Here is a 23,386-nt window from a genome sequence, read left to right on the forward strand (position 1 = left end):
GGCAGGAGTTTTCACTCTATAAACCACAACATTCAGCGACAACTCTCGGCAAAAGCCCGGTTTGCGGAGAGGCATTCCCTGCGTTTTGTAGGAATTTTCGCCGCCGAAAAAGGCGCCGAGTATTGCACAGCATTGGTGCACCGTCATGCCCCTGACTTGGCAGTATTTACGGCTGGATAGCTCTAACCCGGTCATTTCCAGGCCTCTACCCATTCACAAGTAAGTGGATTTCCTGTGGCGAGGGGATTTATCCCCGTTCGGCTGCGCAGCAGTCGCAAAACCTGCAAATGCATTCTTACAGAAGGATTGAGGTGTCTGGATTTGGGGCTGCTTCGCGGCCCAACGGGGATAAATCCCCTCGCCACAGGTCCCTCACTCATTTCAGAAACTTCCTTCAGCATTGCAGATCCGAGTCGGACGACCTGGCACTAGTCTTGATGCGTGATCAATCAATGCAAGGAAGCAATATGACCGTCCAACCCAACTCTCATCGCCTGCGCCAAGGCCGATTCTCCGAACCCGGCCGCGCCTACTTCATCACCTCAGTGATTCACCAGCGCCAACCGGTTTTTGCAGACTGGCAAACAGGCCGATTACTGGTGGCAGAACTTCGCAAGGCGCATGACCAAGGCAAAGTTGAATCCATCGCGTGGGTGGTGATGCCGGATCATTTCCACCGGCTGGTACAGCTGCAAAGCGGCACGCTTGCTGACGTCATTGGCGGAATAAAGGCCCGCTGTACTCAGGCCCTCAATCACAAGACCGGACGCCAAGGCCCATTGTGGCAAAGCGGTTTTCACGACCGTGCAATTCGTGATGATGAGGACTTGCTGCCTTTTGCTCGGTATATCGTGGCCAATCCGCTGCGGGCGGGCTTGGTTGAAAACGTAGGTGATTACCCGCTCTGGGATGCTTGCGGCTATAACCCCCCGCTTGTGGCGAGGGGATTTATCCCCGCTCGGCTGCGCAGCAGTCGTAACCCAGTCAACGCGGTGTATCAGACAAACTGCAGTGACTGGCCTTGGGGTTGCTTCGCAACCCAACGGGGATAAATCCCCTCGCCACAAAATTTCTAAACCTCAATGCCATCGGCCCCACTTCCAGATTTGTTCAGTACTTCCCCACCCTCAACCCTTCACAATTTTTTCACCATCGCCAACCACCGTCTAAGCTTCAGACAAGTCCGATCAATCTGCGTAATGGATCAGTCGACTATGGGCGCTTTGTGGCAAACCGATTCGAGTAAAACCGTGGTTCCGACTGAACGTGTGGATCAAGCGCCTGTCCCCGAAAAACCACGCCGTTCCCGGCATGGCTGGAAGGCTTTCTGGTTGTTGCTGCTGATTATTGCGATCGTGGTAGGACTGGCTGCGTCCAAGGAAATGCGCACCTCGCGCTTCCAGTCTGCCGAAGTCAGCAAATACGCGTCATCGCTCACCTACAAGCTGGAATCAGGCCCGAGTGAAGCGATTCACTACCCCGGCAACGGCCCGTTTGATTTGCGCCTGGGTTACAGCTCTCTCGATGAATTCCTGCCGCGCCTGCTCAAGCGCAATTACGTGATCACCGAGCAAACGCGTTTCTCCCCGGCCCTGCTCAGCTACACAGACAAAGGTCTGTTCGTACCGTATTCGGAAAAAATCCAGGCCGGCCTGACCATCACCGATTGCCGCGCTGCACCGCTGTACAAGTACAACTATCCGCAACAACTGTATTCCAGCTTCGCGGCCATTCCGCCGGTGGTGGTCAGCAGTCTGTTGTTCATTGAAAACCGCTTCCTGCTCGACCCCAAACAGCCCCGCGCCAACCCGGCGGTGGATTGGCCGCGTTTCGGCATGGCCGCGTGGTCACAGGTGGCGAAATTGCTGCACCTGCCCGGTCAATCGGCCGGCGGCAGTACGCTGGCGACGCAACTGGAAAAATACCGCCACTCACCGGACGGCCTGACGGTGTCCGGCGCGGAGAAGATCCGCCAGATGATTTCCGCCAGCGTGCGCGCCTATCAGCCCGGCCCGGAAACTCTTGGTGCACGGCAGAACATCGTTCGCGATTACCTCAACAGCGTGCCTCTGTCGGCGGTGCCGGGGCATGGTGAAGTGCACGGCATGGCCGAAGGCTTGCGGGTCTGGTACGGCAGCGATTTCAATAAGGCCAACGAGCAACTGAACAGCCCGGCCACCGATCCGAAGACCATGGCCGACAAAGGCCTGGCCCTGCGTGAAATGCTCTCGCTGATGATCGCCCAACGTCGTCCGTCGCATTACCTGACCAAGGGCCGCGAAGAGCTCGCCGACCTCACCGACAGCCACTTGCGCCTGCTCAAACAGAACGCTGTGATCGACAGCACCCTGGCCGATGCCGCCCTGGCCAGCAAAGTCACCTACCGAGACTGGCAGACCCAGCCGACGATTCAGCCAATCGAAACCAACAAGGGCATCAGCGTCGCCCGCAGTCGTCTGGCGACCATGCTCAACCGTCCGCTGTACGACCTTGATCGCCTCGATCTGTCGGCCACCAGTACCTTGCAAGGCGACCTGCAAACCCAGGCCACCGAGTACCTGAAAAAACTCGCCGACCCGGCCTTCGCCGCGCAGATCGGCTTGATGGGCGAGCGTCTGCTGACCCCGACCAGCACCACTCAGGTGCGCTATAGCTTCACACTGTTCGAACTGACTCCGGACGGCTCGCGGGTGCGCGTCCAGACCGACAGTACAGATCAGCCGTTCGACATCAACGAAGGCAGCAAGCTGGAACTCGGCTCTACGGCGAAGATGCGGGTGCTGACCACGTACCTGCAAATCATCTCCGAACTGCACGACAAATACGCCGGCATGTCAGTGCCGGAACTGAAGAAAGTCGAAGTCCCCGATCAGGATCGCCTGAGCCAGTGGGTCATCGAATACCTGATGCAGAACAAGGATCGCGACCTGTCGAAAATGCTCGGCGCAGCGCTCGATCGCAAATACTCCGCCAGCCCCGGCGAGGCGTTTTTCACCGGTGGCGGTCTGCATGTGTTCCACAACTTTCGCAAGGAAGACAACGGTCGCATACCGACGTTGCGCGATGCTCTACGGGAATCGATCAACCTGCCGTTCATTCGCCTGATGCGCGATGTGGTGCGCTACGTCACCTACTCCGGCCCCAACAGCAGCGCCGAATTGCTCAAGGATGATCGCGACCCGCGCCGTCAGGAATACCTGGCCAATTTCGCCGACCGCGAAGGCACCTCGTTCCTGCTCAAATTCTGGAAGAAATACAAAAACAAGGACACTCAGGCGCGGCTTGATACGTTCCTCGACAGCATGCGTCCAACGCCGATCCGCATGGCTGCGGTACACCGTTATCTGTTGCCGGATGCCACTCAGGAAGACTTCAACACCTTCGTGCGCGCACACCTCAAAGGCGCCAAGCTGACAGAAAAACTCACCGACGATCGCCTGATCCGCCTTTACGATTCCTATGGCCCCGGTACCTACGACCTGCCCGATCAAGGCTTCATCGCCAAGGTCCACCCACTCGACCTGTGGTTGATGGGCTACTTGCTGCACAACCCCGACGCGACGTTCAGCCAGATCGTCAAGGCCAGTCAGTTCGAGCGTCAGGAAGTCTACAGCTGGCTATTCAAGAGCAAGCACAAGGGCGCCCGTGACAGTCGCATCCGCACCATGCTCGAAATCGAAGCGTTCCTCGAGATTCACCAGCGCTGGCAGAAAGTCGGTTATCCGTTCGACCATCTCGTACCATCGCTGGCGACTGCGATCGGTAGCTCTGGCGATCGCCCTGCGGCATTGGCCGAACTGATTGGCACCATCCTCAACGATGGCGTGCGCATGCCGACGCTGCGTATCGACAGCCTGCATTTTGCCGCCGACACTCCGTACGAAACACGCGTGACCAATGACCCCCACGTGGGCAAACGAGTGATGCCATCGGAAGTCGCCACGGCCATGCGCGAGGCGCTCTCGCAAGTGGTGGACTCGGGGACGGCGAAACGTGTTTCCGGCAGTTTCAAAACCGCCGACGGCACGCCACTGGTCATGGGCGGCAAAACCGGAACCGGCGACAACCGCATCGAAGCCATCGGCTCCGGCGGACGCATCCTCAGCTCGAAATCAATCAACCGCACGGCGACCTTTGTGTTCTACATCGGCAACAACCATTTCGGCACACTGACCGCCTTCGTGCCTGGGCGCTCGGCGGAAAACTTCAAATTTACCTCGGCACTGCCGGTGCAGGTGCTCAAGGGTATGGCGCCGATCCTGTCACCTTACTTGCAACCGGGCACGCACACGATGTGCCAGACGCCGGAGGTCACCGCAGCGCGTTGATGCACAGAGCGCTTCTGGCGTGGCGATAACATTGTATTTTTTGCACCCTGATTTTCGAAGCAAGAAATCCATTTCATTAGCGTAACGAGCGGTTTTTTGCGCTTTTTCAGGCGAGTGTTGTTGCCTAGTCTGATTGTCCCATTCTGATCAAGGACGATCACCTCAATGCCCCTCATTCCCTTGCCTGGGCGACCGCCCGCACCATCAACGCTGGCGCCTGCTGATGCCAGCGTTCATTACGAGACAATCGAAAAAGCCCTTCCAGCCTGGCTGCTGAGCAGTAATGCGGCGCGCATCAAGCAGTTGAAAAATATCCGCGCGCCCCTTGCACCGTGGCATCGAGAGGCTTCAACCCGGGATCACCAACGCCTGAAAAACGACCTGCAACTGGCCTGGAAAAGCCAGAACGGCGTCGATAGCGCACTGAGCAACCTGCAAGACGTCTACGCCTTTGCCAAACCCTTGTTACAGGAGGCGCTTAAGCAGCGCTTTGCTGTCGAGGATGACGTCGAGCACACCTGGCTGCGCTTGTATGCGCCAGTGAATACATCATGGTGGACGCATGACTTCGCTGCCGGAACGAAAAGCCGCACCGTCTCTCTGCTGGATGCTGCGCTGCATAATTTTTCCCGTGACGAAGTCTTCAGCAAGGACTCGGAGTTCATCACTCGCCCTGACGCCAATGGGCGTTTCAGCGTTAAGCCACTTAAACGCAAATTGACCGTCGAACAGTTCAAGTCATTGTGTCGGGAACTGGATCTCGGCGCTCGCTACGAAAAGCATTTGCATGCGTTTCTACTGCCGTCCGATGGCGTTGCAAAGCAGGTTCTACGGCACAAAGTCGTGCTCAGCCAAAAGTCCGCGATGAATGTTGCCGCCCGTATGGCGCTGATTAAAAAAGACCTCACCGAGGATGCCTACCACGTTGTCAAAGGCATGCTGGATGACCGCCGCCACCTGCAATGGAACGGTCAACCGGTCGATTATTACAACCTTGCCCTGATGGACGTGACGTTGACCGGGGTTATCCTCATCATCCCTGATGCCGGCAGCGCGAAAGCGCCTGTCCCGATAATTGCCTACGTTCCCCACGACCCTGAACATCCGTTCAAGCAATACGCCTCGGCGCTCGAATTCATGAGCGAGCTCACCCGGCAATTACGCGACAAGTCCTCGCCGGCAAGCTATCAGACGTTCTTCAGCCAGTTCGTCGATCAGCAACAGCGTGGGCATTTCTTTTCACGTTTGAACGACCGCCTGAGCCGGGTTAAATGGCAACCCGCACCGCCCGGTTCCAACGCACCGAGCTGGCGCGATACACCGGTGGACAACCCCAACCTGCAATTCAGCCTGTTGCGGTTCCGGGATGATCGCGAGACTCGTTTCAACGGTGATCTATGGGGTTATCTGTATCGCCAAAAGCTCAACAAAATCCTTGGTGACGCTGCAGAGATTGCGATTTCGACCGCCTACGCCGATCAAATGGCGCGCTGGGCCTGGTGGGACAATCTGGAGAAACTGCTCTCGGACATTTTCAACGTAGCATTGCTGGTAGTAACACCGTTCGTACCCTTTGTGGGCGAACTGATGCTGGCTTACACCACCTATCAATTGCTTGATGGCGCATTCGAAGGAGTGGTGGATATGGCTGAAGGACACTTTGCCGAGGCGGGTGAGCAAGCGATCGGCGTACTCGAAAGCGTTGTTCAGTTGGGTGCGTTTGCCGCCGGAGCCACCCTCGGTCGTGTCGCCCGGTTCAAGTTGTCGCCGTTCATCGAGGGCATGAAGCCGGTGCAACTGGCGGACGGCCAGACGCGCTTGTGGAATCCTGACCTGACGCCCTATCGCTTGCCCGATCAGGCCCTGCCGACAACCGTAACGCCCGATGCACAAGGGTTGCATTCGGTCGGCGACAAACAGCTGTTGCGGTTAAACGAGCATCTGTTTGAAGTAAAGCAGGATCGGCTTACCGGCCAGCATCGTATTCGCCATCCACAGCGGCCCCGCGCCTACTCGCCTGCTCTCGTGCACAACGCCCGTGGCGCCTGGGTCTGCGAGACGGAAAACCCGCGACAGTGGTCCACTACGCAACTGATGCGCCGGGTCGTCCATGGCACTGAAGGTTCAAGCGATACGCAACTGGAACAGATTCGTCTGTTTACCGGCACCGAAGAGAACACGCTGCGTCGCATGCATGTTGAAAACACTCCGCCTCCGCCCTTGTTGCTCGACACCCTGATACACCTGGGTATGGCGCCAGATGAGGTCGCACCAGCACCGTCGCTACCCGCCCGACAAGTGTTGGTGGATTGTCCGCAACTCACGTCCGTCCTTGCAGAACGTGTCATTACCCAGGCGCGGCCGATGGAGTTGCAGCAGATTGCCCTGCGGCGTCGTTTGCCGCTGCGCTTGAGAACACTGGCGCGCGAGGTGCAATTCGAACTGCAATCGGTCAGGGCCGCCCAGGGCTTGCAACTCGAAACGCTGAGCAACGTTGACAGCGAGCGTCTGATTCTCGGGACCTTGCGCCACTACAGCGACACCTTCGGAGCCCTGCGGATCGAGATCCGTGATGGCGCTTTTGATGGCGAGTTACGCTGCAGCGCCGGTAGCGATTCAGCCGGACAGGTTCGAGTGCTGGTGCGGCTCGCGACAGACCGCTATCAAGTACGCGATGGCGAAAATCGTCCCATCCACGACACGAGTGGTCTGTATGAATCGATCCTTCACGCCATCGACAAGGACGGCGGCAGTGTCCTGGGTTACCGGCCGAGCGAGATCGAACCCTTCAAACAGTGGATTCTCGCCAAGACCACGGCGCCGAGTGAGCGCCGCACGCTGCTCGCCAGCCCACCGATACGCCCGGTGGCTGAATACGACACATTGTTTCTGGTGCGTGGCGCAGGCTTGACCAAAAATGCCGCCACCCTGCAGGAGCGCATCGAGGATCTGCACCCGCATTTCAGCCCGCATGAAGTCAACGTATTTGCTGAAGCCCTGACCGAGCAAGGCGAACCGCTCAAAGCCATTGAAACTCAGGCAAAGGATCTCGATGAGCTGCGCAATATCGTTCATCGCTGGCGTTACCAGCAACCGGAGACCTGGGGGCCGCAGAGTCAGAGTTTTCGCGACGATGGCGGGCTGCATATTTATGAGCGTCTGCTCGACTGTTTCGAACGCATGAATGAGGACCTCGGCAACCGCGCAGATCCCACGTCTTACACCCTCGACCTCTCGCGGGAAATGCTGCCTCTGGACCTGCAGACCTGGTGGGCAAAGCGGCCCGTGCTAAAGAAATTCCTCGACAAAGTCACCGTACTGAAACTCGACAACACACGGTTTGCCACGGACCCGTCCAGCCTGCTCAAAGACTTCCCGCACCTGATCGAGCTCAGTGCCAAAGGTTGTGGACTGACACGTTTGCCGGACCAGATAGGTTCTTCGGTGCGTCGGCTCGAGCGTCTTCGCTTGAGCGATAACCAGATCGTCCTGGATCCCGCCGCCGTCGCACGTCTGCGCAGCCTGACTTATCTGGAAGTGTTGAAACTGGACGACAACCCATTGCACCTGTCGCCCGACCTCACACGCATGCCTCGCCTCAAGGTGATCACACTGAGAAATACCGGGCTGACCGCCTGGCCCGAAGGAACGCTGGCCAAGCCCCGCCCGCGTGGTTTTCTCCTCGACTTGCGCGGCAATCCGCTCGCCCGGTTGCCTGAAGTGATGACGGGATCCGATGCGCAATGGCTGGTGGCACGCACGCGACTCGACGTCGCCGGGCTGTCGGAAATCAACCAGTTGCGCTATCAGGCACACCGTCGCTCGATGGCCCTGCCTCCCGAGCCTCTCATACCGCTTGGTCATGCGCAAAACACCTCGATCGTCTCGACCTACGGCGCCGATTACTGGGGCGACGTTCCAGGCTGGGGCGTAAACCGCGAGACACCTTGGGCCGAACTGGTCGAGGAGCCTGCCGCCCAGCCGTTCATGGCGACCTTGCTCAGTGTCCGGGACTTTGCCGATTACCGCGCCGGGGGGGCCGTTCGCGATCAACTGATGCAACGCGTCTGGCGCATGCTCGACGCCGTGCACGTTGACACTCGTCTGCGGGAAAAACTGTTCACCATGGTGGTCGCACCGGTGGACTGCGCCGATGCCGGAGCGCAGCTGTTCAACCATATGGGCATCAACGTCCTGGCTTTCGAAGCACATGCCTACTCCATCGGTCCGGCAGAACTTGAGCTGAAACTGGTGACACTGGCAAAAGGTGCAGCGCGACTGGAGCATGTCAACGAGATTGCCCGGGCCGACGTCGCGAGCCGTGGCGGCAACCCCGATGACGTTGAAATCTACCTGGCGTATCAGACCGGACTGGCCAAACGCCTCGGTCTGCCCTGGCAGTCCGAAGGCATGCTGTACCGACAGGTGTCCGGCGTCTCGGATGCGATGATTGATCAGGCGTATGACACCGTACTGGCGCTGGGTGAAGGTGACGGCCTGGTAAACGCGATGCTCGAACTCGATTTCTGGACGCAATACCTGAGCGACAAATACCCGGTGCGCAGCGAAAGCAATAAACGTCTGTATCAAACCAGATATGAGCGGCTTGAAAGCCTGCGCGAAACCCAGCGCCAATGGGTTGAGTCCACCTCCGACGACGATCGCGCAACGCTTCGGGAGCAACTCAACGCATTGATCAACGAATTACCGGTGCCGCCGACCGTGATCTTTGACGAAGCCCCCATCAGCGACGCGGTATTCGATCGTTTACTGATCGATCTGGGCGATGACGAAAAGGAGCTCGCGCGACGTTTGACCCGTGAAGCATTGAAGCGCGCCGGACTTTGATTCCGACGTAAAGTCCTGGGTCTGTTCATTGAAACCGGACAGACCTGCGAACTCAGGGCGCCGCCGCATTGAATATCAGGTGCACGTTGCCGTAATAATTTCCCGGCTTGTAGCCACCGGCGGGCACGATCGGCTGAATATCCAGCACGTAACGCCCTCCGGCCCTGGCCTGCTCGGCGGAAAGCACCTGACGCGGCGTCGCATGAGTCAGCACGGAACCGGCAAAGCTGACACGCAAATAGATGTTTTGCTCGTCGCGGCCATTGGACAGGTAGGCTTCACTGTCCAGCCGGGCCTCGATCGCATTGGTGTCGTGCCTGACGTCGAAGTGTTTGCGCACTCCGCCCAAGGTCTTCGTGTCGACATTCCATGGCAAAATCTGCGCGCGATGAATCCAGTCCGTCTCGGCCGGTATGACGTAAAAATCCAGCGTCGGAATATCCACCGACACCTGGAACCGGTGCTCCTCGCGCGCCGCAAATAAAACAGCACTGAACAACATCAGAACGCCCGTGCACAAGGCAATGAACGATTGCTTGATCATCTCAGGTCATCCCGTGATGAGTTGCCGGCGACGCGCAAAGCCTTTTTGCTGTCGCCCTCGACCAGATTGAAGCGATATTCGCGTCCGGGCATCTTGTCGAATTCGAAACTGTTGCCTGCGCGGATGTGGTGTTTGGTCGTCGGTTCGCAGGTGTTTTCGTCCTTCAGCGCACAGTTGCGAAACTCATCGACCACCACCACGGTGTTGCCGTTGTTACGCACTCGATACGTCGTTGGCGCATCTTCGATCACGCTGTCGAATCGGCTGTTTTTCGGGCGCACAAAGAACACCGTGCCGAAACCGGTCATGACGTTGACCCCGGCAGACAAGTTGTTTTTGTATTCGTCACGCTCTTCGGCGGAGACTGCGAATTCATCTTCCTTTTCCGGCACCACGGGAATGAACCGCACACGGAAATAGCGCTCAGTGTCACGCTCGCCCATCAGCAGCAAGCGTGTCCCCTGCATGCCATTGGCCGGTACGATCAGCCGTGCCGGGCTGGCCATGAGGCCATCACGACTGGCCATGTCCGCCTGGTTTCTGACCTCGATTTCCCGCGACGTACCGTCGGCCTCATAGACGATTTCGAGGATGTTGACCTTGACGAATGCGGTGCTGTCACCGCTGTTGAACACCCGTTTCAGGTAAGTGCTTTTGTCGCCATCGAGATAGTCGTACACCGCCCCCACGTTGATCTGCGGCCCGGCTTGCAGACCGAGGGAAAACCCGCTCAACCCCATTAATAACAACAGACGTTTCATCACCTTGCTTCCTTGGTCGTTTAACACAGTGCTGGCTCGACTCACCGATACACAGCCCATCAGATATCCGAATCCCAGATCACCACGACAACACCGGAGTAACTGCCGCCTCGGCCTTCACCGGGCCGCAGCATGTTTGCCATGGAATGCGCAGGCACTTCGAAATGCAGGGTTCCCGGTGCCCGATCCACATAGAAGCCGGGTTTGAAATACAGCTCATTCCCCGCACCTGAGCTCAGTCGCACGCGCCGCACCGGTTGGCCGGAAAGGTCGGTTATGCCATTGGGCAGGCTGACACTGACGAACAGCTCGACCCGCCGGCCATTCTCGGACTCCTCCAGTGCGCATTCGCCATTAACGCCAGGCCCGCAGCCTATTAGCATCTTGAAACGCGACGACGCCGAGATGTTGAAAGTCTGATCGCGGAACAGGTTGACCGGACGCCGCCCGGCCTGCAGCCAGCTTTGCCAGCCACCGGCTGGCACCAGCTGGATTTTCTCGCCACCCGGCGGAATCTCGACCTTGAGGGTGTGCTGTACATCCAGATTGAAGTTCAAGGTCAGAGAAGAACTATTGGGCAACATTACGTCGCCAAAATCGAAATCCGCGTTCGGCCCGACGGTGTACGTCAGCGCGCCGATGTAATTCCCCGAAGACATGCCCAAAGGGTTGGGCGTTTCCAGCTCATAAGCAAAATCCAGGTACCCCAGGCGTACCCACGGAACATCGAACTTGGCCTGCTTGCCACACACACTGCTCGACGGGGTTTTCCAGAAAAACGCGTAAGTGGTCTCGCCGTACCAGCCCACCCCGCTGTACAGACAAGGTGCCGGAGCGTTGACCCAACTCGAGCCCCACAACAGGTTATGAGCGATACGGTAGTCAGCAGCACCGCCGACCAGTTTGATCACGTCATCGGTCACGACCTGGGAACCGACGCCGACGATGCGTACCCTGACCTTTTCCGGCTCACGGGTGGTTTCGTGATAGACCGTCAGCTCCCGCCATTGGGTGGGCGCCTGAAACATCACGCCTTGTCGGGGCGAAGCATGGTTGGCCGGAATGGGCGTGCGGGAATCGAACTGGATCGGCACCTGCAAGCTGAATATTTCGTTCTGCTCGCACTGCGCCGGATCGTAAGTGCAGTAACCGCTGGAGGGCGTGGTGTTGTGGAATTTGTTGCGGTGTGGATAGGACGAGTCGGGCCTGAACTCGGCGGTAATCGAAACCTGTTCGGCGTAGACCGGAAAAGCGATCACGGCCAACGCAATGACTGGCAGCCAACGACGGGGTGTAGCTGAGTGTGCGACGTTCATGTCTGTAAAACCTCCTGAAGCGGGTCGATATCAACCCGCGGTCTCTGCCTTGTGGGTGGCCTCGGCCAACGTATCCGGCGAGCAGCGCAGATCCCCGATCATCAGCACGTTGTTTTCACTGCGATGTTTGTCGGTGTCGAGCCGGAACTGACACAGCAACTGGTCGGCGTAGCGCACTTGCAGGGTTGGCGAGCCGGCATGCATCTCCATCGAGAAAAACCCGTCGACTTCGCTGACGCCACGGCTGGCGTGATTGATCACGTGGTGGCCCTTGAGCGGCCGGCCTTGAGGATCGAGCAACCGGCCAAGAACGGTCAGGGTTTTCATCACCCGGATCTTGCGATACTCCACGCCGCCCTTGTTCAGGTGATAACGGGTACGCGACGGTTCGATACTCGCCGCCGGGACGTGGTTGCCCTCAAAGTCAAAGTTCACCGAGCTGTTTCGATAGGCTGTAAGCGGGATGAAGTTGCGTCCGGGGTGCAGTGCCGCGCTGCCGCCACTGAGGTCGTCGGCGCGCAGGGATATGCCGGCAATGTCCGACTCGACATCGACGATCATGCCCGCGCCACGGCCATGGTGTTGACTGGTCATCAACAGTCGCTGACCGCCGACGACAACCGTGCTGTCGAGGTTCACGCCACCGGTGTAGTTGCCGTTGTACGAGGAGCGCTGCAGGAAGCCGTCGCCATTGACCGTGTCGGTGCGAAAGTTCGCCAGGCTGGCGAGACCGACGCCATAAGTGTCAGTCAGCGCCGTCACCGACACACTTTGCAGTACATGGTCTTGCAGGTCTTTGCGATAACCGACCGAAGCATTGTTGTCACGGCTGCCATCACGTGCGGTACGGCTGCCGATGCTGCCGGATAGTTGCTGGCCTGCCCCGCCCAGCGCCATGCTGACACTGAGGTCGACGCCGCGATTGCGCGCATCGCCGCTGCTGTAACTGCCCGGCCGATCAAACAACGACAGCCGCCAATTGGCGTCGCTGCCGAATAGCTCGGTACGCTGCGACCAGCCCAGATCGGCGCCGACACCTTCAACATTGCCCTCGCTGTGGGACACCCGCGCACTCAGCGAGTTTTTGCGGCTGATCCGGTGACTGAGCGCCAGCGACGAATTGCTGGTCTCGCCGGTGAAGACGTTGCGTTGGCGTACGCGCGTACCGTCGGGCAGCGTGTCATAGGTATTGCGGGTGTCGAGCCAACTGCGATTGTGGCTGATCACCAGGCTCCCGGCGCCGTAGTTGTATAACCCCTGCAAATCTACGCCGGAGCCGTGATCCTCGGTCTGATAAAGATTGGCGTAAAAGCTGGTGTTGTCCGCGACACTCCAGTCGATCGAGCTGCCGTATTGCAGTTTTTCGCGTACCTGGCGCGCCGACAGTCCGAGAATCACCCGCGGATGCAGCAGATAATTGACCGAGGCGCCGGCGGTCATGTCGCCACTGTCCTGCTCATCCCAGTTGCTGAACAGTTTGCTTTCCTGTCCGGCGAACAGGTTGTAGCGCCAGCGGTCGTCGAGGTTGCTCCAGTTGACGGGTTTGTAGATCAGTTCCTGAGTGGTCGAGGTCGTCTGACCGTCTTCGATCAAACGCACTTCCACTTCGTAGATACCGCCAGGCAGGGGCCGGGTATCAAGTGTCTGCAAGCCTGCGGGAACCGCTTGGGTATTGATCAGCAGGCCATCGCGATAGATTTCCACTGACGCCTGCCGGTTGGCCGTGACAAAGATCGGATAAACACTCGGTCGCGGACTGTCCACCGCAAGGCTGTCGGAACTGCCGTACATCACGCCCACCGCCGTGTCGGGGCTGGTACCGAATGAACGCGGTTGACGGGTCAGGCCTTCGGAATTGGGGGTGAAATAACCCAAGCGGAAAAAACTGCCCTGCAGTTCGCGCTGGGTATAAAGCTCATGTATTGCGTGATAAGTCTTGTCGTCCGGCCCGCCGAGACGCGCCAATTGCATGTTGAGGGTCTGACTCCAGTTACCGAGGCTGCCACTGGCCTCCAAGCCCAGACGGCCACCCGGATCCTGGTCCTGACCGCCGTTGAAGTTGAGCTGGTTGCGCAAGATCAGTCCACTGCTGCCGCCCTCGGGCTGATCGTGAAAGCGCTGGGTCTGCAGATCGCGCTCGGCATTTTCCGTGGCAATCGAGAGCAAGGAGTTTTCCAGGTTGTAATGCACCGCCAGCAATTGCTCGGGGCATTGTCCGCTACACGCCCCCAACGCGACTCCGGGTTTGAGAATGCTCGCCCAGGTTTCACGCTCACTGGCGCTGAAACGACTGTCGCTGGTGTCGGTAAAGTCGAGCAAGGTAATACGATCATCGCGCGACAATACAATCATTGCCTCGCCCAACGGTTGTCTATCAAGTTCCACGCGAACCGCCAATGGAACATCAAAAAAGTGCTCTTCAAAGTCTGCCGGCAAACCTTTTGCCTGCGCCAGTAAGCTTCGCGGGGTGTTATCAACTGGTGCAGGCGCCGCCAGTACGCTGGTGCATGAAAGCAATGCAAGCGCAGCCGCGATGGGCGTCATCGGAAACATGAACGAATACTCTGGTTACCGGAAAGTAAAAGCCCGACCGGACAACAGACAAGTTGCCGGCCGGTTACGTTACTTGGAAAAGTAAGCGTTAGTTGCTGCCTGTAGCGATCAAACCGAAGGTTCTACGACCAGCATGACCACGCCGGTGTAATCGCCAGCGGTTGGCTTGGCGCCTGGCGCGCTGATTTTGAACGGTGCGCGGTAGCGTGTATTGGACTCTGCATCACCGACCACTTCCTGGGAGGTGGTGGTCAGCGTCTTGCCATTGAGTTCGACCTTGAGATCGATAGTCTGGCTGCCGGCGATAAGCTTCGGCACGCTTTCCAAGCGAGCGTGGACCTTGCCGGCCGTGTGCAGCACGTCGAAATGACCATTGACCTCACGCATCGAAGCAGTCGACGGGTTGTAGCTCATGTCCTGGTCCTTGTTGACCAGATCGGCATCGACCGGTACCGCATAGAAATCGTCGGCAGGCACATGCGCAACCAGACTGATCGAATGTTTTGCTTCGGTGGCGGCGAACGCGATGGAGGCACTCATGGCCAATACGGTCAGAGGTGCGGCAAAGGCGAGTTTCTTGAGCATCATTCAATACCTGTCTTATATAAAGGGGTTGATTCGTTACAAGTTTTTGGCGAGCGAAACGGTCACGAGCGATTTGCGCCCACCCCAACTTGCAACGCCAGACAAGCATCAACCAATTTATATTTAAAGTAAGCAGGCAACTTCCGAGGAACTTGTAGCCTGTCGACCATTACCCCGGAAAGAAAAAACCGTGATTTTCTTAAAAGTACCAGCTCAACTGTAAGAGAGAGACTACAGCGCGCCAGCAATCTGTCTTGACGCGCCAACTTTTGCAGTAACTTCCGTAAGACCGATACCACACTTTCCTGATAATAAAGGCTGTCATCGGTTATTAGAGAGTTAGCACTAAACTGCGCCTTTAGCGGGCGCTTTAATATCGTTTTTTTTGATCATTTGCGCGCCCCTGCGGCCGAAAATTCGATTGATGGAAAGTCGCCGTCGGTCAGAAGGTCTTGCGCGGGCATTAAGATATATCTTAAGTTGTATCTAAACACGACGAGAGAGAAGGAAAAATGAGAGACCATCATTCCCCCCACCGCGAACACGGCGACGGCCGTGACGGCTTCGAGAAGCGCCCCGGCCGCGAACGCGGCGGTCGTGGCCCCCGCGTGTTCGCTCCAGGCGACTTGAAATTGCTGCTGCTGGCGCTGATCGCCGAACAGCCGTGCCACGGCTATGACCTGATCCGCCAGATTGAAGGCATGTTCGATGGCGCCTACAGCCCGAGCCCCGGTGTGATCTACCCGACCCTGACCTTTCTGGAAGAAAGCGACCTGATTGCCGGCGACGCCGAGGGCGGCAAAAAACGCTACAGCGTCACCGACGCCGGGCGTTTGTCCTTGAGCGAACAAGCCATCGCCCTCGACGGCGTACGCATGCGCATCGACGTCAGCAAACGCTCACTGCGCGGCCATGATCGGCCGGCAGAAATTCATGAAGCGGTGCACAACTTGCGCCACGCCCTGCAAATGCACCACGGGCGCTGGAGCCCGGAAGAAATCCTGCGTGTGCGTGACCTGCTCAACGACACCGCCAAAGCCATTGTCGACGGCCCTGCCGTTCAATCTGCCCAGGAGAAAGCCGAATGACCGCAGTCGATACCCAAACCATTCACCGCGTGATGCACGAAATCAAACGCCGCAAGCTTGAAGTGCTGCGCGTGGTCGACCTGACCCCGCGCATGCGCCGCATCACCCTTGGCGGCCCGGAGTTGGCCGGATTCATCAGTCTGGGCACGGACGATCACGTCAAATTGCTGTTCCCGCAGAACGCCGAGCAGGCCGCCGCACTGGAGACCATGGTGCTCGGTGCCGGCAAGGACGACGGGCCGAAACCCGAAATGCGCGACTACACGCCGCGCCGGTATGACCTCGATGCGCTGGAGCTGGACATCGATTTTGTCCTGCACGGCGACGGCCCTGCCTCCACTTGGGCAGAACAGGCCAAACCGGGACAGTTCCTGCACATCGGCGGCCCGCGCGGCTCGATGATCGTCCCGGACATTTTCGACAGCTATCTGCTGATCGGCGATGAAACCGCCCTGCCCGCCATCGCCCGACGTCTCGAAGGCATGGCGGCCAATCGCAAGGCACTGGTGGTGATCGAAGTGGAAAACGGCGCCGAACAGCAAGTGCTGGAGAGTGCAGCGCAGGTCAACGTGATCTGGGTATTGCGCGAAGGCGGTAAGGACAATCTGCTGACCACGGTGAAACACTTGCAGGTGCCGAAGGGCAATCTGTATGCGTGGGTCGCGACGGAGACCAAGGTTTCACGGCAGATTCGTCGGGTGCTGATCGACGAGCATGGGCTGGATGAGCAACTGATCAAAGCGGTCGGCTACTGGCGCGCCGAAGGCACTCCCGAGGAGGACTGAGCCCCCCCGTAGGAGTTGCCGCAGGCTGCGATCTTTTGACTTTGATTTTTCAAAAACAAGATCAAAAGATCGCAGCGTGCCGCAGCTCCAGGTGTACGCATCCAATGTAGGAGCTGCCGAAGGCTGCGATCTTTTGACTTTCATCGCCGAGTTCGGTCAAGGCCAATCAACAGCAGTCCAATCAGCACAAATCCCAGCAATATCCCCCCGGCATTGATGAACACCTGTGGATAACCCAACTGGCTCACACTGAGAAACCAATACGGATAAGCGCTGAGCAAATGCCCACGCAGCAAAGCATAGGCAAAGTACAAGACCGGGTAAATCAACCAAAGCGGCACGTGCCGAAGCTGCAAGGTTCCCTTGGGTACGCAGCCCCACCAATAAACGAGGTACACCAACGGCATGATGTCGTGCAGCAGTTCATCGGCAACAATCTGCACCCCTTCGGGCCGGAACAGGCTGCGCAACAACACGTTGTAGCCCAGGCTGACAACAACAATGCTGACAGCAATCCCACTGCTTACCCACGGTTGCAAAAACCAGCGGCGCGCAGCGGATTCTCGCTCAGTGACGGCGCAGGTCAGCACCGTTGCAACGCCAATGTTGGTCAGCACCGTGAAATAGCTGAAATAGCTCATCAGGCCGCCCATCAGGCTGCCACCACTGCTCAAGCGGTAATACAAAACCAGATACATCTGAATGCCCAATCCTGCCCAGCCCAATACGGCTGCGCAGGTGATCAGGCGTTGGCGCCCGACGGCGTCCACCTCAGAGCGGTCGCTTGGTGCGCATCAACTTCACGTACAGACGTTCGACCTTTTCCCGCGCCCACGGGGTTTTGCGCAGAAACGTCAGGCTCGACTTGATGCTCGGATCGCTCTTGAAACAGCGGATATCGATGCGCTCGGCCAGCCCCGACCATTCGTAATGGGCCACCAATGCGTTGAGGATCTGTTCGAGGGTGACGCCGTGCAGCGGATCGGGGGTTTGGTCGTTCATGCCAGGCCTTTGGGCGAAGTGAAAATGCAGAAGCCGCGCACCTTAGCCGAGGGGGTGGTTGGGTGGAAGGCCTTCCTTTCAAATGTAGGTCAAGGTCAAAAGATCGCAGCCTTCGGCAGCTCCTACACGTGTACGCATTTCAATGTAGGAGCTGCCGAAGGCTGCGATCTTTTAGCACTGTTACCAAATCCGAAAGGATGCATGTTCACAAAAGGCCTTTGTCTTTTTGTAACAGATCATTATCCTGCCGCCCTTCTGCTGAATCGCTTCACTGCCTGCGACATATTGAAGCGCTCGAATTGCACCCCGAAAACACCAAAAAAAGACTTATCCATGCCCGATTTTTCCTTCTCCCGAGACAGCGCTATCTCAACCCTGCGCGCCATCGGTGTCTGCACCGCCCTCGGTCTGGCCACTTGCGCCCAAGCGGCCCCCGCGTTCGACAGTGAGTCACCGTACATGCTCGGTGACTGGAACGGCACGCGCACCGAACTCTCGGAAAAAGGCTACGACTTCAAACTCGATTACACCGGCGAAATGGGCAGTAATCTGCACGGCGGCTACGACCATGATCGCACCGCGCGTTACAGCGATCAGTTCGGTCTGGGCACGCACCTCGATCTGCAAAAGATCCTCGGCTGGGACGACGCCGAGTTTCAACTGACCATCACCAAGCGCAGCGGCAACAACATCAGCAACGACCGCATCAACGATCCGCGCGTTGGTGGTTTCACCTCGGCGCAGGAAGTCTGGGGCCGTGGCCAGACCACCCGCCTGACGCAGATGTGGTATCAGCAGAAATTCTTCGATCAGAAACTCGACATCAAGGTTGGCCGTTTCGGCGAAGGCGAAGACTTCAACATCTTCCCGTGCGACTTCCAGAACCTCGCGTTCTGCGGCTCGCAGGTCGGCAACTGGGTCGGCGGCATCTGGTACAACTGGCCGGTCAGCCAATGGGCGATGCGCGTCAAATATCACCTGACCCCAGAGTTGTACGCACAGGTCGGCGCCTACGAACAGAACCCGTCGAACCTCGATCGCGGCAACGGCTTCAAACTCAGCGGCAGCGGCACCCAGGGCGCGATCCTGCCGATCGAACTGGTGTGGACGCCGAAACTCAACGGCCTGCCGGGCGAATACCGCGCCGGTTACTACTACAGCAACGCCAAAGCCACTGACGCTTATAAAGATCAGAACGGCCAACCGGCGGCCCTCAGCGGCGAAGCCTACCGCAGCGCGTCGAGCAAACACGGGGTTTGGCTGGGTATTCAGCAGCAAGTCACCAGCGTGGCCAGCGATAACAGTCGCGGTTTGAGCGTGTTCGCCAACGGCACCATGCACGACAAGAAAACCAACGCGATCGACAACTACGTGCAGGCCGGCATCACCTACAAAGGCCCGTTCGATGCGCGCGCCAAGGACGACATCGGTTTCGCCCTCGCCCGCGTACACGTCAACCCGGCCTACCGCAAAAACGCCGAAGCGACGAATCAGGCCAACGCCGTTTACGACTATGACGATCCGTCCTTCCTGCCGCCGCAAGACACCGAATACAGCACCGAGCTGTATTACGGCGTGCATGTAACGAACTGGCTGACCGTACGTCCGAACCTGCAATACATCCGCCACCCCGGTGGCGTGAACAACGTCGACGACGCCCTGATCGGCGGGATCAAAATCCAGTCTTCGTTCTAAAGCACACCACGGATCAAATGTAGGAGTGAGCCTGCTCGCGATAGCGGTGTTTCAGGCGACACCTCCAGAGACTGACACACCTCCATCGCGAGCAGGCGAAGGCCTACAAATGAATTTCGTTAGCTAGACAAGTTTTTATCTGAACCATGCCCACGCTCAATCGTCATCTACAGTGACTACTGCGCGGGACTATTTGAAACGTCACGGAGAATCACACTATGAGCACCGAAAGTGCTTCGAGTCGGGGCCGTTTGCTACCGAGCCTGCTCGGCATTCTGCTTCTACTGATGGGCCTGGCCATGTTGGCCGGTGGGGTCAAGCTGAGCATGCTCGGCGGCTCGCTGTACTACCTGCTGGCCGGTATCGGCATTGCGCTGTCCGGCATTCTGTTGCTGATGCGTCGTCGTGCGGCACTGGGTCTGTACGCCATCGTTTTGTTCGCCAGCACCGTTTGGGCGCTGTGGGAAGTCGGTCTGGACTGGTGGCAACTGGTGCCACGTCTGGCGCTGTGGTTTGTCCTCGGCTTCGTGATGTTGCTGCCGTGGTTCCGCCGTCCGCTACTGCTTGACGGCCCGGCGCCAATGGGCACTCGCGGCCTGACCGTGGCCGTGGTTCTCGCTGGTCTCACCGCGCTGATCAGCCTGTTCACCCACCCGGGCGAAACCTTCGGCGAACTGGGTCGCGACACCGCAGACACCACCAGCACCGCGCCAGCCATGCCCGATGGCGACTGGCAAGCTTACGGCCGCACCGAATTCGGTGACCGCTACTCGCCGCTGAAGCAGATCACCCCGGCCAACGTCGGCAAGCTGCAAGAAGCCTGGCGCATCCAGACCGGCGACCTGCCGACGGCGGATGACCCGGTCGAGCTGACCAACGAAAACACCCCGCTGAAAGCCAACGGCATGGTCTACGCCTGCACCGCGCACAGCAAAGTGTTGGCGCTGGATCCGGACACCGGCAAAGAACTGTGGCGCTTCGACCCGCAGATCAAGAGCCCGGTCGGCTTCAAAGGCTTCGCGCACATGACCTGCCGTGGCGTGTCGTACTACGACGAAGCCGCGTACGCCAAAACTGAAAATGCCGCCTCCGCGGTGATTTCCGAAGCCGGCAAAGCCGTTGCTCAGGCCTGCCCGCGTCGTCTGTACCTGCCAACCGCTGATGCCCGCCTGATCGCACTGAACGCCGACACCGGCAAAATCTGCGAAGGCTTCGGCAACAAAGGTGTGGTCGACCTGACCCAAGGTATCGGCCCGTTCACCGCTGGTGGCTACTACTCCACCTCGCCAGCCGCGATTACTCGTGATCTGGTGATCATGGGCGGTCACGTCACCGACAACGAATCGACCAACGAGCCATCGGGCGTGATCCGCGCCTTCGACGTGCACGACGGTCACCTCGTATGGAACTGGGACAGCGACAAGCCAGACGCCACCGAGCCTCTGGCACCGGGTGAAACCTACAGCCGCAACTCGGCCAACATGTGGTCGCTGGCCAGCGTCGACGAAAAACTCGGCATGGTGTACCTGCCACTGGGCAACCAGACTCCAGACCAGTGGGGCGCTGACCGCACCCCGGGCGCCGAGAAATTCAGCGCCGGTATCGTTGCTCTGGACCTGGCCACCGGTAAAGTGCGCTGGAACTACCAGTTCACCCACCACGACCTGTGGGACATGGACGTTGGCAGCCAGCCAACCCTGCTCGACATGAAAACCGCCGACGGCGTGAAACCGGCGCTGATCGCCCCGACCAAACAGGGCAGCCTGTACGTCCTCGACCGTCGTGACGGCAAGCCGATCATTCCGATCAAGGAAATCCCGGTCCCGCAAGGCGCCGTGAAAGGCGACCACACCGCACCGACCCAGGCCCGTTCGGACCTCAACCTGCTGGCCCCGGAACTGACCGAAAAAGCCATGTGGGGCGCGAGCCCGTTCGATCAGATGCTGTGCCGCATCCAGTTCAAAGAACTGCGTTATGAAGGCCAGTACACCCCGCCGTCGGAACAGGGCAGCCTGATCTACCCGGGTAACGTGGGTGTGTTCAACTGGGGCGGCGTCTCGGTCGATCCGGTTCGTCAGATCCTGTTCACCAGCCCGAACTACATGGCTTTCGTTTCGAAAATGGTGCCACGCGAGCAAGTCGCCGCCGGCAGCAAACGCGAAAGCGAAACCGCTGGCGTGCAACCGAACACCGGCGCGCCATACGCCGTGATCATGCACCCGTTCATGTCGCCACTCGGCGTACCGTGCCAGGCCCCGGCCTGGGGTTACGTTGCCGGTATCGACCTGACCACCGGCAAAGTCGTGTGGAAACGCAAAAACGGCACCAGCCGCGACAGCTCGCCAATCCCGATCGGCTTCACCCTGGGCGTGCCTAGCATGGGCGGCTCGATGGTCACGGCTGGCGGCGTCGGCTTCCTCAGCGGCACCCTCGACCAGTACCTGCGCGCGTACGACGTGAACAGCGGTAAAGAGCTGTGGAAATCGCGTCTGCCTGCGGGCGGTCAAGCGACCCCGATGACTTACACCGGCAAGGACGGCAAGCAATACGTGCTGTTGGTTGTCGGCGGTCACGGTTCGCTGGGCACCAAAATGGGCGACTACATCATTGCCTACAAACTGCCGGAATAAGCTTCAACGGCGGTAAAAAAAGGCGATGCCCCGCAAGGGACATCGCCTTTTTTGTGCACCACATTTCAGAATTCACCACAAAACCTGTAGGAGTGAGCCTGCTCGCGATAGCGGTATGTCAGCCAACATCTTCGGTGACTGATTTACCGCTATCGCGAGCAGGCTCACTCCTACAAAGGACGGTGTTCGTCCTACAGAAGCGCATTGTCAGCGAGAGTTTTCCGACAAGTCGCGTCGGTTGTGCCTCGGAAATCGGCTGGATAGGCTCTGAGGGTCGCTGCAAATTCAGCGAACGGGCGTCGCGGTCCGATAACTGATGCATAATCGCCAACCTCACGGCACCTCGGTGCCTGTAGCTTGTGTCATGGCGGCTGTGCGCGGGATACCGTCCTTGGAGGTATGCCGATTTCTCAGTTATCGGTCCGCGAACCCGCGTACAGCTGCCACCTCAGATTGCGTCGCGGCAATCGAAGGCAGCTCCACTTTCACCAACTGAGTATTCACCATGATCAAACCAACCCCCAATCCGCCCGCAGCGGACGACACCACCCCCTACGAATTCCCCGGTTCAAAAAGATTCCACGAGGCCGCCGAACGCGCCCTCGACCACTACCTCAAACCCAACGCCTTGACCCTGCGCTTCCACAAACCCAGCACCATGTTCCAGGTCGCCCCCGATCAAGACAGCGAAAGCCTGCTGGTCCACGCCTGTGAATCACTGGCCCAGGCCAGCCTCATGACCAGCGACATCGCCGCGTACATCGAACTGCCGCAGCGACGCACCATTCTGGCGATCCAGCAAATCATCATGCTCGCCGAACTCGCGGTGAACCGCGTGCTGGATAACCACGAAATATCCCAAGCCCCAACCCACAACTGAAAAGCCCCTCACCCTAACCCTCTCCCGGAGGGAGAGGGGACTGACCGAGGTGTTTGGGCGAGATACGCCGACGTGCAATACCGAGCCGAACTTGAGCCTCAAAGCGTGAATCAACAGCCCCTCACCCTAACCCTCTCCCGGAGGGAGAGGGAACTGACCGAGGTGTTTGGGCGAGATACGCCGACGTGCAATACCGAGCCGAACTTGAGCCTCAAAGTGTGAATCAACAGCCCTCACCCTAGCCCTCTCCCGGAGGGAGAGGGAACTGACCGAGGTGTTTGGGCGAGATACGCCGACGTGCAATACCGAGCCGAACTTGAGCCTCAAAGTGTGAATCAACAGCCCTCACCCTAGCCCTCTCCCGGAGGGCG

General features: G+C 58.6%; 14 protein-coding genes and 1 pseudogene. 8 read left to right on the forward strand and 7 right to left on the reverse strand.

The window, feature by feature from the left end:
* Positions 1-467: 467 nt before the first annotated feature.
* The 3 genes and pseudogenes from ACIPZE_RS10585 to ACIPZE_RS10595 form a co-directional block, all read left to right on the forward strand.
* Positions 468-917, forward strand: a pseudogene (locus ACIPZE_RS10585) (REP-associated tyrosine transposase); the annotation flags it as partial.
* 297 nt (positions 918-1,214) lie between these two features.
* Positions 1,215-4,328 (forward strand): transglycosylase domain-containing protein, encoded by a 3,114-nt coding sequence (locus tag ACIPZE_RS10590; RefSeq protein WP_400772761.1) that lies wholly within the window; start codon positions 1,215-1,217, stop codon positions 4,326-4,328.
* A 165-nt stretch (positions 4,329-4,493) separates the two neighbouring features.
* Entirely contained in the window at positions 4,494-9,176 is a 4,683-nt protein-coding gene (locus ACIPZE_RS10595; protein ID WP_400772762.1) for a dermonecrotic toxin domain-containing protein, read from the forward strand.
* A 52-nt stretch (positions 9,177-9,228) separates the two neighbouring features.
* Here the strand turns inward: ACIPZE_RS10595 and ACIPZE_RS10600 are convergent, their stop codons facing one another.
* The 5 genes from ACIPZE_RS10600 to ACIPZE_RS10620 form a co-directional block, all read right to left on the reverse strand.
* A complete protein-coding gene (locus tag ACIPZE_RS10600; RefSeq protein ID WP_400772763.1) occupies positions 9,229-9,720 on the reverse strand; it encodes a CS1 type fimbrial major subunit in 492 nt (163 codons plus the stop codon).
* Complete coding sequence (locus ACIPZE_RS10605) at positions 9,717-10,481, reverse strand: molecular chaperone (RefSeq protein ID WP_400772765.1); 765 nt, start codon at positions 10,479-10,481, stop codon at positions 9,717-9,719. The genes ACIPZE_RS10600 and ACIPZE_RS10605 overlap by 4 nt, the downstream gene beginning before the upstream one ends.
* A gap of 59 nt (positions 10,482-10,540) precedes the next feature.
* Entirely contained in the window at positions 10,541-11,797 is a 1,257-nt protein-coding gene (locus ACIPZE_RS10610; RefSeq protein WP_400772767.1) for a hypothetical protein, read from the reverse strand.
* A 30-nt stretch (positions 11,798-11,827) separates the two neighbouring features.
* Positions 11,828-14,350 carry a CS1-pili formation C-terminal domain-containing protein gene (locus ACIPZE_RS10615; RefSeq protein ID WP_400772769.1) on the reverse strand — a complete coding sequence of 841 codons (2,523 nt, stop codon included), beginning with the start codon at positions 14,348-14,350 and terminating at the stop codon, positions 11,828-11,830.
* A 108-nt stretch (positions 14,351-14,458) separates the two neighbouring features.
* Complete coding sequence (locus ACIPZE_RS10620) at positions 14,459-14,935, reverse strand: CS1 type fimbrial major subunit (protein WP_283439345.1); 477 nt, start codon at positions 14,933-14,935, stop codon at positions 14,459-14,461.
* Between the two features lie 512 nt (positions 14,936-15,447).
* Here ACIPZE_RS10620 and ACIPZE_RS10625 point away from each other — a divergent pair.
* Together ACIPZE_RS10625 and ACIPZE_RS10630 are read left to right on the forward strand one after the other, a co-directional pair.
* A complete protein-coding gene (locus tag ACIPZE_RS10625) occupies positions 15,448-16,023 on the forward strand; it encodes a PadR family transcriptional regulator (RefSeq protein WP_283439346.1) in 576 nt (191 codons plus the stop codon).
* Positions 16,020-16,808: a siderophore-interacting protein gene (locus tag ACIPZE_RS10630; RefSeq protein ID WP_283439347.1), complete on the forward strand. Its 789-nt coding sequence runs from the start codon at positions 16,020-16,022 to the stop codon at positions 16,806-16,808. Before ACIPZE_RS10625 ends, ACIPZE_RS10630 begins: the two co-directional genes overlap by 4 nt.
* 140 nt (positions 16,809-16,948) lie before the next feature.
* Here the strand turns inward: ACIPZE_RS10630 and ACIPZE_RS10635 are convergent, their stop codons facing one another.
* Positions 16,949-17,578, reverse strand: coding sequence for a Pr6Pr family membrane protein (locus ACIPZE_RS10635; RefSeq protein ID WP_283439348.1), 630 nt, complete (start codon positions 17,576-17,578; stop codon positions 16,949-16,951).
* A 1-nt stretch (position 17,579) separates the two neighbouring features.
* Positions 17,580-17,810 carry a VF530 family DNA-binding protein gene (locus ACIPZE_RS10640; protein ID WP_129395362.1) on the reverse strand — a complete coding sequence of 77 codons (231 nt, stop codon included), beginning with the start codon at positions 17,808-17,810 and terminating at the stop codon, positions 17,580-17,582.
* A gap of 333 nt (positions 17,811-18,143) precedes the next feature.
* Between ACIPZE_RS10640 and ACIPZE_RS10645 the strand changes: the two genes are divergently transcribed.
* The 3 genes from ACIPZE_RS10645 to ACIPZE_RS10655 all read left to right on the forward strand — a co-directional run bounded on the left by ACIPZE_RS10645 (position 18,144) and on the right by ACIPZE_RS10655 (position 23,015).
* Complete coding sequence (locus ACIPZE_RS10645; protein ID WP_400772772.1) at positions 18,144-19,505, forward strand: carbohydrate porin; 1,362 nt, start codon at positions 18,144-18,146, stop codon at positions 19,503-19,505.
* 218 nt (positions 19,506-19,723) lie between these two features.
* Positions 19,724-22,135, forward strand: coding sequence for a glucose/quinate/shikimate family membrane-bound PQQ-dependent dehydrogenase (locus ACIPZE_RS10650; protein ID WP_400772774.1), 2,412 nt, complete (start codon positions 19,724-19,726; stop codon positions 22,133-22,135).
* A 505-nt stretch (positions 22,136-22,640) separates the two neighbouring features.
* Positions 22,641-23,015 carry a DUF6124 family protein gene (locus ACIPZE_RS10655; RefSeq protein WP_400772776.1) on the forward strand — a complete coding sequence of 125 codons (375 nt, stop codon included), beginning with the start codon at positions 22,641-22,643 and terminating at the stop codon, positions 23,013-23,015.
* Positions 23,016-23,386: the final 371 nt, after the last annotated feature.

This window comes from Pseudomonas sp. NPDC089741 (assembly GCF_044748825.1).
GTDB lineage: Bacteria > Pseudomonadota > Gammaproteobacteria > Pseudomonadales > Pseudomonadaceae > Aquipseudomonas > Aquipseudomonas helmanticensis.

What these genes read in the sequence shown, in the direction of transcription:
- ACIPZE_RS10605 (WP_400772765.1), bottom strand. Translation starts at nt 10,481, where the DNA reads ATGAAACGTCTGTTGTTATTAATGGGGTTGAGCGGGTTTTCCCTCGGT.
- ACIPZE_RS10630 (WP_283439347.1), top strand. Translation starts at nt 16,020, where the DNA reads ATGACCGCAGTCGATACCCAAACCATTCACCGCGTGATGCACGAAATC.
- ACIPZE_RS10595 (WP_400772762.1), top strand. Translation starts at nt 4,494, where the DNA reads ATGCCCCTCATTCCCTTGCCTGGGCGACCGCCCGCACCATCAACGCTG.
- ACIPZE_RS10655 (WP_400772776.1), top strand. Translation starts at nt 22,641, where the DNA reads ATGATCAAACCAACCCCCAATCCGCCCGCAGCGGACGACACCACCCCC.
- ACIPZE_RS10625 (WP_283439346.1), top strand. Translation starts at nt 15,448, where the DNA reads ATGAGAGACCATCATTCCCCCCACCGCGAACACGGCGACGGCCGTGAC.
- ACIPZE_RS10610 (WP_400772767.1), bottom strand. Translation starts at nt 11,797, where the DNA reads ATGAACGTCGCACACTCAGCTACACCCCGTCGTTGGCTGCCAGTCATT.
- ACIPZE_RS10645 (WP_400772772.1), top strand. Translation starts at nt 18,144, where the DNA reads ATGCCCGATTTTTCCTTCTCCCGAGACAGCGCTATCTCAACCCTGCGC.
- ACIPZE_RS10615 (WP_400772769.1), bottom strand. Translation starts at nt 14,350, where the DNA reads ATGTTTCCGATGACGCCCATCGCGGCTGCGCTTGCATTGCTTTCATGC.
- ACIPZE_RS10640 (WP_129395362.1), bottom strand. Translation starts at nt 17,810, where the DNA reads ATGAACGACCAAACCCCCGATCCGCTGCACGGCGTCACCCTCGAACAG.
- ACIPZE_RS10590 (WP_400772761.1), top strand. Translation starts at nt 1,215, where the DNA reads ATGGGCGCTTTGTGGCAAACCGATTCGAGTAAAACCGTGGTTCCGACT.
- ACIPZE_RS10650 (WP_400772774.1), top strand. Translation starts at nt 19,724, where the DNA reads ATGAGCACCGAAAGTGCTTCGAGTCGGGGCCGTTTGCTACCGAGCCTG.
- ACIPZE_RS10600 (WP_400772763.1), bottom strand. Translation starts at nt 9,720, where the DNA reads ATGATCAAGCAATCGTTCATTGCCTTGTGCACGGGCGTTCTGATGTTG.
- ACIPZE_RS10620 (WP_283439345.1), bottom strand. Translation starts at nt 14,935, where the DNA reads ATGCTCAAGAAACTCGCCTTTGCCGCACCTCTGACCGTATTGGCCATG.